The sequence below is a fragment of the Pedobacter sp. V48 genome, assembly GCF_000523515.1.
Taxonomy (GTDB): Bacteria; Bacteroidota; Bacteroidia; order Sphingobacteriales; family Sphingobacteriaceae; genus Pedobacter.
Genome location: NZ_AWRU01000013.1, coordinates 1 through 13,174, shown reverse-complemented (window position 1 = coordinate 13,174; position 13,174 = coordinate 1). Strand labels below are relative to the sequence as shown.

The window sequence follows — 13,174 nt, the reverse complement described above, 5'->3', positions numbered from 1 at the left end:
TTAATAAACGCCTAAATTAGGTATTTACATTGAAGTCTTGTAAGAAAAGATGGAATAAATAGGAGAGGAGAGCCTTTTTTTACATTGAAAGTAAAAAAAGGGCAAGCACCTCTTATCGCATCGCTACAACTTTCTACCCTTGCTTCGTTCCCGACCTGGGGGAGTTCAAAAGGAGCTGATCGTAAAAGACTTGCCCGCCACAAAAGTAGCAAAAGACCTGAATCTACAAAAGGAAAATCACTAAATATTTCAACTTTTCAAAAGAAATAAAGATAATCAATTGACGTTAAAGAGATTGAGTTTGTAAATAATTTAATATTTGCGTTATATTTAAATAACCTAACGAGAGAAAGAGCTAAATTGAATAAAATACAATCAGAGAAAGAGAAGTAAAAAACGGGAAAAATTGCGTTTAAAGCGTATAAAGCCAATTGTAATTATTTTGTTATGCAAAATAATTCTAAATAACACCATTACCAACATCGTAAATTAAAACGATGTAATTTACCAATATGATAATTAAGTGTTGACTTCGTTGCCAAGTACTGCTTTTTTTCTAAAAAATATGTGAATATTATAATTCCTTGAATTTTATTCGTATCTTAGTGTCCTAAATACACTATACCAAAACTAATATTTAAACGAGACTTATGGAACCAAAACAAGATAACCAAGGGTTATATGACCAGCGTTTTGAGCACGATGCCTGCGGTATCGGATTTGTTGCCCATATAAAAGGCAGGAAATCACAGCAAATTATTTCTGACGCTATAACCATTCTTGAAAATCTTGATCACCGCGGGGCTGTCGGTGCTGAAATCAATACGGGTGACGGGGCTGGTATTATGATACAAATACCCCATGAATTCCTGTATGACGAGTGTCTCAAAATCGGATTCAGTTTAAATGAATCTGGAGATTACGGCGTCGGAATGCTATTCCTACCCAAAGATGTGAAGGCAAGAGAAGAATGTAGGGAAATTATTTACCGCGCTGCCGAAAAACTAAACCTGGAAGTTCTGGGCTTTAGAAAGGTAATAACCAATACAGAGGGTATTGGCGATATGGCCTTATCAGTAGAACCGGAAATGGAACAGGTATTTATTGCCCGTCCTTATGCAATTGCAGCAGGTGCAGATTTTGAACGTAAACTGTACGTATTTAAAAACTACCTGTCTAAAACAATTAATAATACTGTAAAAGGTATTAATGGCGACTTTTACATTGCTTCTTTTTCATCAAGAACAATTGTATATAAAGGTCAGCTAACTTCATTGCAAGTTAGAAGCTATTTTACTGAGCTTAGCGACAAACGTGTGGTTTCTGCTTTTGGTTTAGTTCACTCGCGTTTTGCAACAAACACTTTCCCTTCATGGAAGCTGGCACAACCTTTTAGATATATAGCTCACAATGGAGAGATCAATACTTTGCAAGGTAACCTTAATTGGTTCAGAGCAAGTGTTAAATCTTTTGCTTCTTCTTACTTTACTCCTGAAGAATTAAATATTTTACTTCCTGTAATTGATGAGTCTAACTCAGATTCGGGATGTTTAGATAATATAGTAGAATTACTACTTCACTCTGGTCGTTCTTTACCACACGTTCTTATGATGTTAATTCCTGAAGCGTGGGATGGTAACGACGATATGGATGAACTGAAACAAGCTTTCTATAAATTCCACGCTACTTTAATGGAGCCTTGGGATGGACCGGCAGCAGTTTCATTTACTGACGGAAACCTTATAGGTGCTACATTAGACAGAAACGGACTTCGTCCACAAAGATATGCCATCACAGAGGATGACCGTGTAATTATGGCGTCTGAAGCTGGCGCACTAGCTCTTGATCAAAGCAAAATCATTGAAAAAGGAAGATTAACTCCTGGAAAAATGTTTGTGGTAGATATGGAGCAGGGCAGAATCATTAGTGATGCTGAAATTAAACAACAGGTATGTGGTAGCAAGCCTTATGGTGACTGGATCAATAAATACCAAATCAGACTTGAAGAACTTCCTGATCCAAGATTGGTATTTAGCAACCTGTCTCAGGAGTCTATTTTTAGATACCAACAAGTTTTTGGTTATAGCAGAGAAGATATCGATCTAATCTTGAAACCAATGGCTCAGGACGGCAAAGAACCAATTGGTTCTATGGGTACTGATATTCCTTTGGCTATCCTTTCTCAAAAACCACAACACTTAGCTTCATACTTTAAGCAGTTATTTGCCCAGGTTACTAACCCACCAATTGACCCGATCAGGGAAAAAGTGGTCATGAGTTTAGCTGGTTTTATGGGTAATAACGGTAATATATTGGAAGAAAATGCAATGCAATGTCATTGTGTAGGCATTAAACATCCTATATTAACCAACCTTGAACTTGAGAAATTAAGAAGTATAGATACCGGAGTATTCCAATCCAAAACTCTACAAACTTATTTCAGAGCAGATGGCAACCCAGGTGCATTAGCTAAAGGTATCGAAAGACTTTGCCGCTATGCTGTTGATGCTGTTGAAGATGGTTTCCAGGTAATTATTCTTTCTGACAGGGCTCTTGATTCTGAGCATGCTGCCATTCCTTCGTTATTAGCTGTTTCAGCCGTTCACCATCACTTAATCCGTAAAGGATACAGAGGTGCTGTGGGTATTGTGGTTGAAGCCGGTGATGTTTGGGAAGTTCATCATTTTGCAACCTTAATTGGTTTTGGTGCAACTGCAGTAAATCCTTACCTGGCTTTAGAAACTATTGCCGGTTTTGAAGCTGAACTTCAAGAGAAAAAAGAAAAACTATTCCAAAATTATATCTACGCGGTTAACAATGGTTTGTTAAAGATATTCTCAAAAATGGGTATATCAACATTACAATCATATCATGGTGCTCAGATATTCGAAATTCTTGGATTACATAAAAGTGTAGTGGATAACTACTTTACCGGAGCTGTTTCAAGAATCGGTGGGTTGGGATTAGACGAAATAGCCAAAGAAACGCTGATTAAACACAACAGGATCTTTAAACTAGCTAACCGTCCGGATGCGATATTACCTACTGGTGGTAACTACAAATGGAAACGTAAAGGTGAACAGCATTTGTTCAACCCTCAAACCATCCACTTGTTGCAAAACGCTACAAGGAAAAATGATTACGGCACTTATAAGCAATACTCTAAACTGGTTAACGAGCAAACAAATCAGGCTTATACAATAAGAGGTTTATTTGAATTCAATTACAATCGCCCGGCTATTTCTTTAGAAGAGGTGGAACCAGTTGAAAATATCTTTAAAAGATTTGCTACCGGAGCAATGTCATTCGGTTCCATCTCTCACGAAGCACACTCTACATTAGCTATTGCAATGAACCGCATTGGTGGAAAAAGCAATACCGGAGAGGGTGGTGAGGATGAATTGAGATATGAAGTACTTGAAAATGGCGATTCAATGCGCTCTGCAATTAAGCAAATCGCTTCTGCACGTTTTGGTGTAACTAGTTACTACCTTACCAATGCAGATGAGTTGCAAATTAAAATGGCACAAGGTGCAAAACCTGGTGAAGGTGGTCAGTTACCTGGACACAAAGTAGATGATTGGATTGCAAAAGTTCGTCACGCTACTCCAGGGGTAGGATTGATCTCGCCTCCGCCACACCACGATATTTATTCTATTGAGGATTTGGCACAGTTAATATTCGATTTAAAGAATGCTAACAGAGAAGCTAGAATCAACGTAAAACTAGTTTCTAAAGCTGGTGTGGGTACCATTGCTGCCGGAGTAGCTAAAGCACATGCTGATGTAATTCTGGTTTCAGGGTTTGATGGTGGTACTGGCGCATCTCCACTAACCTCTATACAACATGCTGGTTTACCTTGGGAACTTGGATTAGCAGAAGCGCACCAAACTCTTGTTAAAAACCGCTTGCGTAGCAGGGTTGTGTTACAAACAGACGGACAGCTAAAAACAGGAAGAGATATTGCCATTGCAACTTTACTTGGAGCCGAAGAATGGGGTGTTGCAACGGCAGCGCTTGTAACCGCAGGATGTATTATGATGCGTAAATGTCATTTAAATACTTGCCCTGTTGGTGTTGCTACTCAAGATCCTAACCTAAGAAAACTATTTACAGGTGAGGCTGATCACGTAGTTAACCTATTCTATTTCTTGGCTCAGGAGTTAAGAGAGACAATGGCTGAACTTGGTTTCAGAAGCGTTGAAGAAATGGTTGGTCAATCTGACGCGTTAAAAGTACGTGCTATAGCTCAGGAAGACTGGAAACAAAAAGACCTTGACCTTTCTGCAATTTTATATAAAGCACCAGATAATGGATTAAGCTTATTTAAAACAGAGGATCAGGATCACGGGTTATCAGAAATTTTGGATCACGAATTAATTAAAGCTGCACAACCGGCACTATTTAACAAAGAGCCCATATATAAAGAGTTCGAAGTTAAAAATACCAATCGTGCAATTGGCACTATGCTTTCGAACGAGGTTTCGAAAATATACAAATCGCAAGGCTTACCTGCTGATACTATTAATTTCAAATTCAAGGGTTCTGCTGGTCAGAGTTTCGGAGCGTTTGCAACAAAAGGTATTTCATTACACCTTGAAGGTGAGGCTAATGACTATGTCGGTAAAGGACTTTCGGGAGCAAGATTATCAATTTTCCCTTTCAGCACTACTAAATATGTACCTGAACAAAACATCATTATTGGTAACGTAGCACTTTACGGTGCAACTTCGGGAGAGCTATTTGTAAGAGGGCAGGCTGGCGAAAGATTCGCGGTACGTAACTCTGGCGCAACTGCTGTTGTAGAAGGCCTTGGAGATCATGGTTGTGAATACATGACAGGGGGTGAAGTGCTCGTTATTGGCGATACAGGTAGCAACTTTGCTGCTGGTATGAGCGGTGGTATTGCATGGATCTATAATGTTAAAGGTGATTTTGCAAGCAAATGCAATAAAGAGATGGTAGATCTGGATCCTCTTGATGAGCAGGATGAATTACGTATCACTCATTTACTAAAGAAACATCTTCAGCTTACAGAAAGTAGTGTAGCTAAATTCTTGCTAGACGACTGGGCAACACAATCTGCACATTTCATCAAAGTATTTCCTAAAGAATACAAAGCGGTATTAATGAACAAAAGTAACAAACTGAAAATATCTTAAATAATGGGAAAAGTAACTGGATTTTTAGAATACGAAAGAACTGCTCCTTTAAAAGAAGATGCAAAAGAGCGTTTAAAACATTATAATGAATTCGTAAAGAATTTTGAACTGGAGGAAGTTAATAAAGAAGCAGCCAGATGTATGGACTGCGGCGTTCCTTTCTGCCAGTCGGGTTGTCCTTTAGGCAACGTGATTCCTGAATTCAATGAAGCTGTTTATAAAGGCGACTGGCATTTGGCCAGCACTATCTTATTGAGCACAAATAACTTCCCAGAATTTACAGGAAGAATTTGCCCGGCACCATGCGAATCAGCATGTGTACTTGGAATCAACAAATCACCTGTATCAATTGAGGAAATAGAGAAACACATCATTGAAATTGCCTTTGATAAAGGTTATATTAAAGCTGAGCAACCACTAATCCGCACTGGTAAAAAAGTAGCTGTTATTGGCTCAGGGCCTGCAGGTTTAGCAGCTGCTGCTCAATTGAACAAAGCCGGACATGAGGTAGTTGTTTACGAACGTGACGATACACCAGGTGGTTTGCTTAACTACGGTATTCCTGATTTTAAATTACAAAAGGATGTTGTAACAAGACGCATCGCTTTAATGGAAAAAGAAGGCATCGTATTTAAATGTAACTCAAACGTAGGTGTAAATGTTGAATTGAATACTTTACTTAGAGATTTCCAATCAATCATTCTTGCTGGTGGGTCAACCATTCCAAGAGATCTTCCTGCAAAAGGGAGAGAGGCCAAAGGTGTTCACTTTGCGATGGATTTCTTAAAGCAACAAAACAAACGCGTTAAAAACTTTGCTGTTGATGGTGAAGCTATATTAGCAACTGGTAAAGATGTTATTGTAATTGGCGGTGGTGATACAGGATCTGATTGTATTGGTACTTCTAACCGTCAGGGTGCAAAATCGGTAACTCAGTTCGAAATTATGCCAATGCCTTCACAGCAACGTACAAATAACATGCCTTGGCCAACTTACCCAATGCTTTTAAAAGTAACTTCTTCTCATGAAGAGGGATGCGAAAGAGGATGGGGAGTAAATACCAAAGAATTCATCAAAGATGAAAACGGGAATCTGAAAGCTGTAAAAGTTGTTGATGTAGAATGGGAAATTGACGCTAATGGTCGCCCGGTAAATTTCAAAGAAAAAGCTGGAACAGAACGTGATCTTCCTTGTCAACTTGTTCTTTTGGCCATGGGTTTTTTACATCCGCAAAAAGAAGGTTTGATTGAAAATCTTGGCGTTGAGCTTGACAACAGAGGAAACGTAAAGGCTGAAGAAGGTAAATACCAAACCAATATTGCTAAGATCTTTGCTGCAGGTGATATGCGCCGTGGACAATCATTAGTAGTTTGGGCAATATCTGAAGGAAGAGAAGCGGCCAGAAAAGTAGATCAATACTTAATGGGACACAGTAGCTTACCTTCTAAAGATGGTATTCCATACGCTTAAATAGGTATATATATTATAACAAACAAAAGGCTCCGGTATATTTACCGGAGCCTTTTGTTTGTTGCTACATTCCAATTTTAGAACTTAACCCGCATTCCTATTCCCAACTGAAAAATATCCGTCACGGTTAATGCAGACATATTTTGAAGGTAATTGATCAGATAAAAATCGTTAGTATTTGCTTCTATATAAAGACCAATGGCTCTGATTCCTGAGTTTTTTAAAAGCTTTTTTGCGTCTAACTCAATTTCACTACTGAAAGCAAGATGTGGACGTAAAGCTTCAGACCAATAATAATAGTCATGGGCATATTGTCCGCTTGGAAATTTGAAAGAAAGATCTTTATGAAAAGTATATGTGGCAAATATTGCGGGATTAAAAGGATAAATCCTTCCCCAATCTTTCAATTTAATAGTCCATGGTTTATAGCCAAATTTGGCAGTGGCTATATGTAAAACCCCTCCCTTATTACCTGGCACAAATCCATAAAGCAAATCTAAATTACCCTTTTTATTGTCAAACAGTTCATAACCTACACCTCCACTAAAATAACCTATACTGCCTGCATACTGTACAATTGCCTCATCAGGAATTAAGAACTTAAAATTTTGCGCTGATACTTTAGTACTAGTGGCAACCAACAGAAAAAAAACGAAACGGAACTTAAAAATATACTCTCTCAAAACTTATCTTATTATTTACAATCTGTACAACTAAAAACTCTTTATTTGCTACTGCGCTTGTGATCACGTAGGGTATACCCGAATCATCGGGATAATAGAGACTATAATTATGAGCATGTGCGTTAAGTGATGCCAGGAAACCTGGAGTTTCGGCAAATGTGGTTGTATAATCCTTTATTAAAAGGGGGTCAAAATCTTCGGAGTTAACCGGAACATGAGAGATAGCTACAAAACCTTTAATATCAGGAGATGGTTTCAATTCATTTTTTAACCAGGGGATATTGGGTACCTGACCGTTAAAATTATATTCCCTGCTATTGCTATCGTGACAAACGAATTTTATCCCTCCATATACAAAGGAATAATCAAGTTCGCCAAACATATGCTTAAATGTCTCTTTACCTCTGGCTGTTTCATCATGATTTCCAATAACTGCAACATATGGAGGATTCAGATCTTCAAGGGTTCTAGAGATCCAAAGCATTTCTTTTAAAACTCCAAATTCTGTAATATCGCCGTCCAGAACCACAAAATCAATACCTTTAATGGCATTTACAGCCTTACAAAACTGTACAGTTTCGTCGCGGGATTTCTGACTATCGCCAGTTAAAACAAAAGTTACGGTATCATCGTTGGCACCATTACCTAACCTTTTTAGATTGGTTGCATTTACATCTTTTAAAGAAAGTCTATCGAAAGTTTGGTTTGGACTAAACTCGAAATGGTTACAGCTTGCTAATGCAGCACAAATTAGAAATAGTAAAAATATTCGCATACCACAAATTAAAGGGATATGCAAATATTGAATGTCAGGACTATTTCATAGTTGGATTCTTTTTACCAACAAGTAACATTTCAACAGTTTTTTGCAATCTGCTTATTCTTGTTTGCTCTTGCTTAGCGGTGAGTATCCATAATACATATTCCTTCTTATGGGAATAGGCGAGGGTATCGAAAAAAGACTGTGCGTGCGGATGTTGTAAAAATAATTTTGCCAGATCTGGCGGCACGGTTACTTTTTTATTTTCAACATCTATAAACTCAGAAAATTCATTCTTTTTAATTTCATTATTTCCAACGCCAGATGCCTTTACCTGATCGATTGGTTTAATTCTAATACCTGTCCAAGTATCGTCAATTGCTGCTGAAGCACAGGGTGTAAGTTTATACAGCTCCAGCTCGTTCCACTTCTCCATCTTCAGATCGGTAACTATTCCGGAGGTCTTTTTTGGATAAGCAATCCAAACCGTTTTTTTGTCATCTATTTTTGGTGCCCAGATTTTTAGTTCCCTGTTTAACTCAAAGCTATCTTTTACAAAAAGCAGCAAGCCATTAAAATCGTCAGCAGAATTGCTAACTAATGCTATACTACTAACGTCACCTAAAATAGCTTTAACATTTTCTGGAGCATTTGCCAGTAAAACCTTAAAACCAGGTTTGAAATACATTTTCTTTAATAACCTGTTCTCCATAATATAGAAGTAGAAATATTTTACAGCCTTAATTTAGCAAAGAAATCCCAAAGGACAATGCCGGCAGATATTACGATATTAAAAGAATGCTTTGTGCCAAACTGCGGAATTTCGATACATTCATCAATCTGAGCCATTACTTCATCACTAACACCATTAACTTCGTTACCAAAAATCAAAGCATATTTTTCTGAAGAACCCGGTTTATATGTATTTAGCATAATACTCCCCGCAGCTTGCTCAATTCCAATAATCCGATAACCGTCTGCTCTTAATGAGGCAACAGCATCAAGGGTTGTTTCAAAATGAACCCATTCTACAGATTGTGTTGCACCAAGAGCTGTTTTTTCAATTTCTCTGTGCGGAGGCTGAGCCGTAATTCCGCACAGATATAATTTTTCGATAGCAAAACCATCGGCAGTTCTAAAAACAGAGCCAATATTGTGCATGCTTCGCACATTATCAAGTACTACAATTACAGGCAGCTTTTCCTGTTCTTTAAACTCATCAACTCCAACGCGGTTTAGCTCATCTAATTTTAGCTTTTTCATTAAATAGCAGATGCACCGTTACCAATTTCACTAATATAAATTGCAGCAGGATAGCCTACACGCGTTACATAGTAGTCTGTAAGCTGTTTAGCAAAATCTTCTTCCTGTCCTTTTTTAAGTAAAGCAATAGCACATCCTCCAAAACCTGCACCTGTCATACGAGCACCAATAACATGCTCATAATCAGAGCAGAAGTCCACTACTGTATCAAGTTCTACTCCAGTTACTTCATATAGATCTTTTAATGATTGATGAGAAGCATACATTAAACGTCCAAACTCCACTAAGCTACCCTCGTTCAATGCTTTAGCTGCCAAATTAACCCTGTCATTTTCTTTAATAACATGGGTCGCTCTCTTCAAAACAGTTTCATCGGTAATCAGATGACTATGTAAGGCGAATTTTTCTGCTGTCAGCTCACATAAATTGTTAAGCTTAATTTCTTGATTTAATTGAGCTAAGGCTGTCTGGCATTCGGATACTCTTTCGTTATATTTAGATTCAGCCAGTTTACGAGGTTTGTTTGTATTGATGATAGCAAGTGAATAATCTCCAAGATTACAATCTACTATCTTATATTTTAGGGTATCACAGTTTAATACTATCGCTTTATCGGTTTCACCAAAGGCAACAGCAAACTGGTCCATAATGCCACAATTCACACCTATAAATTCATTCTCAACTTTCTGAGCTAACAATGGTAACTCAATTTTTTCATAACCTAACTTAAAATAATCATTTAAAGCATAAGTCATTACTACTTCAATGGAAGCAGAAGAAGATAGACCTGACCCAATTGGGATATTACCAAAAAACAAAAGATCTAAGCCTGTCGGAATTTTATGTTTCTTTGAAATTTCATTAAAAACGCCCAGAGGATAATTGAACCACTCAGAACCGGTTTTAGTGTAAGATGGTTGCAATTCAATTTCTGCAGTTTCGTCAAAATTTAAACTTTTAAATCTGATTACGTTGTCGTTATTTGGGGCAATAATTAACCAGGTTCCTAACGTAACTGCACAAGGCATTACCAAACCTCCGTTGTAATCTATATGCTCGCCAATTAAGTTTACGCGACCTGGAGTAAAATAATGTGCTGTTGGTTGTTGTTCATACTTTTCAAAGAATTTATTGGTTAATTCCGCTTTCATTGTAATATTTTAAATTAATGTTTTAGTTTTAATAAAGTATTTATAGTATTGTTTGACAAACGAGTGGTTCTAAAAATACCTGGCCCTAAATATACAACTATGAACCGAATCGAGTAAGTTCAATTCAACATAAAATGCATTATATTATATATAAATGAAGACTAAACTAATTAAGACTGGTAAAATTATAGATGGCAAAGAAGTACTTGGTGTAGAATTAACAAATACTAAGGGAACATATGTCAAAATATACAATTATGGTGCTATAATAAGTAAATTTATAGTAACCAATAAAAATGGAGAAAAGCAGGATATCGTATTGGGATTTGATGATTTTGATCAATACGTAAGCGAAGAGTATCTGGCAAATTATCCTTATTTAGGAGCTGTTATTGGCAGGTATGCCAATCGAATTAAAAATGGCAGATTTACTATTGATGGTGAGGTTCATCAGCTGTCGCAAGCAAAAGGAGGGGACTGCCTCCATGGAGGCGACACGGGCTATGACAAGAGGGTATGGGACGTCTTGTCTACCATTGATCCAAGCGTAACGCTTCAATATATAAGTCCGGACGGTGAAGAGAATTTTCCTGGAAATCTTACCATCCAGTTAACTTTTAAATTAACTGATGAGGACGAACTGATTCTTGATTTTAAAGCCACAACAGATAAAGCAACAGCTATTAACTTAACGCATCATGGTTATTTTAATCTTGCCCCAGCAGGTGGTTCAGTAGCTAAACATCATCACAGAATGCCTGCAAGCAACTATCTAGAACAAGATGACAACTACGTAGTAACCGGAAAACTTATTCCCGTAGAAGGTACTCATCATGATTTTCTGGGTGGTAAGGAATTTGACGCTGACTGGGATCCTGCAGAAGGATACGATCAAACCTATGTGCTTGATAAAGAATATGGCGAGCTCACATTAGCTTCTGAAACAACTGAACAAACCGGAGGGTTAAAGTTATCTGTTTATACAACTGAACCAATTGCCCATTTATATACAGCTAAATACCTTAATGTAAAGCACGGCAAAGAAGGAAGAAATTATGAACCTTTTGGAGGATTTTGCGTAGAGACCCAGCATCATCCAAATGCAATTAACATTCCTGAATTTCCAGGTACGGTACTAAGACCAGGTGAAACGTATGCACAAACTACCATTTATAAGGTAGAGCATAGCTAAGGATTGCATAAGAAAAATAAAAGGGTATTGAAATGAAGTGAACCCCAAAAGTTTTTGTCTAACTTTTGGGGTTCACTATTTATGACAAAACACACATTTGAGGAGAAACTAGCTATAGTTTCTCAAGTAAGAAAGGGAAAGCCGATTCTGCGCATATCCCGCGAACGCCATATCCGCGAACACATGATATTGGCATGGGTTCGGAAATATGATCTTTATGGTGAAAGTGGGCTGCACAAGCAACCTAATGTCCGACCCACGGCTGATTTCAAAGAAAAAGTTGTAAGGCTTGTTATAGAAAAAGGAGTACCTTTAACACAGGTTGTTCTGGAATATAAAGTAAGCAAGACTGCCTTAGAGGGCTGGGTAAGATCAGTACGAGTTGAGGGATATGCTGTATTATATCAACAAAAGAACCGTGGACGACCACCTAAAGGCATGGGAAGATCAAAGAAGCATGAACCTGAAACAGAATTAGAGAAGCTCCAGGCGGAAAATATCCGTTTGCGAGCCGAGAACGCACTATTAAAAAAAGTCACGGCCTTAGTCAAGGAAAGAGAAGCCCGCGAACGCATGAGTGGGCAAAAGCCATCGAAGAACTAAGGCCCGAACATGATGTTTCAATTCTATTGGATTGCAAACAGATGGCTCGTTCAGTATTTTATTATCATCGCAAGCGCCTAAATGATGATAAATACAAGGATGAAAAAGAAGAGATCGCAAGTATATACCACTTGCATAAAGGCAGATATGGTTATCGGCGGGTCACCGCCGAAATGAAGAACCGGGGTTATAGCATAAATCACAAGACTGTGCAAAAATTGATGGGAACATTGGACCTAAAATGCAATATCAGGAAAGTAAGTTATCGCTCATACAAAGGCGAGGTTGGAAAAATTGCACCTAACGTACTTGAAAGGGATTTTGAGGCAAGTTTGCCTAATCAGAAATGGGCTACGGACGTCACCCAAATGAACATTAAAGGGGAGAAGATTTACTTGTCTCCTATAATTGACCTGTTCAATGGGGAAGTCATTTCTTATACTATTTCAAAAAGTCCAAATATGCAGATGATAGAGAAAATGTTATATGAAGCTTTTGATAAAGTGAAAGATACAAAGGGACTTATTTTTCATTCTGACCAAGGCTGGCAATATCAACATTACGGATATAGAAAGGCTTTGGAAAAAAATGGAATTATTCAAAGCATGTCCAGAAAAGGAAACTGCTTAGATAATGCCTTGGCCGAAAGCTTTTTTGGCATCATGAAGACAGAATTGCTGTACAGACAGAGCTTTGAAACTGCGGAAGAATATCGCTTCATTAAAAGAATACATTTATTACTACAACAATAAAAGAATAAAAAACAGGTTAAATGGAAAGAGCCCGGTGGAATACYGAGCTCTCGCACAATAAAATTAATCGGCGAACCCCGAGATCTACACGCTTTCCCTACACGACGCTCTTCCGAGGGTRWAATAGACATGATGGAA

Annotated in this window: 11 protein-coding genes and 1 other RNA gene; 6 read left to right on the top strand and 6 right to left on the bottom strand. The window is 37.9% G+C overall.

All coding sequences use genetic code 11. The annotated features are described in order from the left end of the window. Nucleotides 1-96: 96 nt before the first annotated feature. Nucleotides 97-196: signal recognition particle sRNA small type (gene ffs / locus N824_RS29020), an RNA gene on the bottom strand. 454 nt (nt 197-650) lie between these two features. Between ffs and gltB the strand changes: the two genes are divergently transcribed. Both gltB and N824_RS12330 read left to right on the top strand, forming a co-directional pair. Beyond that, nucleotides 651-5,162, top strand: coding sequence for a glutamate synthase large subunit (gltB, locus tag N824_RS12335; RefSeq protein ID WP_048905466.1), 4,512 nt, complete (start codon nt 651-653; stop codon nt 5,160-5,162). Between the two features lie 3 nt (nt 5,163-5,165). After that, a complete protein-coding gene (locus N824_RS12330; RefSeq protein WP_048905465.1) occupies nt 5,166-6,632 on the top strand; it encodes a glutamate synthase subunit beta in 1,467 nt (488 codons plus the stop codon). 77 nt (nt 6,633-6,709) lie between these two features. Here the strand turns inward: N824_RS12330 and N824_RS12325 are convergent, their stop codons facing one another. Genes N824_RS12325 through N824_RS12305 form a run of 5 tightly spaced genes read right to left on the bottom strand, consistent with a single transcriptional unit; the run spans nt 6,710 to nt 10,489 of the window. Then, complete coding sequence (locus tag N824_RS12325) at nt 6,710-7,315, bottom strand: hypothetical protein (protein ID WP_235207102.1); 606 nt, start codon at nt 7,313-7,315, stop codon at nt 6,710-6,712. After that, nucleotides 7,296-8,090, bottom strand: a complete 795-nt coding sequence (locus N824_RS12320) for a metallophosphoesterase (protein ID WP_048905464.1) — start codon at nt 8,088-8,090, stop codon at nt 7,296-7,298. The genes N824_RS12325 and N824_RS12320 overlap by 20 nt, the downstream gene beginning before the upstream one ends. Nucleotides 8,091-8,130: 40 nt before the next feature. Beyond that, nucleotides 8,131-8,787, bottom strand: a complete 657-nt coding sequence (locus N824_RS12315; protein WP_048905463.1) for a YdeI family protein — start codon at nt 8,785-8,787, stop codon at nt 8,131-8,133. A gap of 20 nt (nt 8,788-8,807) precedes the next feature. Further along, the gene (locus N824_RS12310) at nt 8,808-9,338 is read right to left on the bottom strand and encodes an RNA methyltransferase (RefSeq protein ID WP_048905462.1); all 531 of its coding nucleotides are present in this window, start codon (nt 9,336-9,338) and stop codon (nt 8,808-8,810) included. Further along, entirely contained in the window at nt 9,338-10,489 is a 1,152-nt protein-coding gene (locus N824_RS12305) for a galactokinase (protein WP_048905461.1), read from the bottom strand. The genes N824_RS12310 and N824_RS12305 overlap by 1 nt, the downstream gene beginning before the upstream one ends. A 154-nt stretch (nt 10,490-10,643) precedes the next feature. Between N824_RS12305 and N824_RS12300 the strand changes: the two genes are divergently transcribed. From N824_RS12300 to N824_RS38360, 4 genes are all read left to right on the top strand, one after another. Beyond that, nucleotides 10,644-11,681, top strand: a complete 1,038-nt coding sequence (locus tag N824_RS12300) for an aldose epimerase family protein (RefSeq protein ID WP_048905460.1) — start codon at nt 10,644-10,646, stop codon at nt 11,679-11,681. 81 nt (nt 11,682-11,762) lie between these two features. Continuing rightward, nucleotides 11,763-12,284: a helix-turn-helix domain-containing protein gene (locus tag N824_RS12295; RefSeq protein WP_048905459.1), complete on the top strand. Its 522-nt coding sequence runs from the start codon at nt 11,763-11,765 to the stop codon at nt 12,282-12,284. Beyond that, nucleotides 12,206-13,036: an IS3 family transposase gene (locus N824_RS12290; protein WP_235207123.1), complete on the top strand. Its 831-nt coding sequence runs from the start codon at nt 12,206-12,208 to the stop codon at nt 13,034-13,036. Before N824_RS12295 ends, N824_RS12290 begins: the two co-directional genes overlap by 79 nt. Beyond that, complete coding sequence (locus N824_RS38360; RefSeq protein WP_373419286.1) at nt 12,984-13,097, top strand: IS3 family transposase; 114 nt, start codon at nt 12,984-12,986, stop codon at nt 13,095-13,097. Before N824_RS12290 ends, N824_RS38360 begins: the two co-directional genes overlap by 53 nt. Nucleotides 13,098-13,174 lie beyond the last annotated feature (77 nt).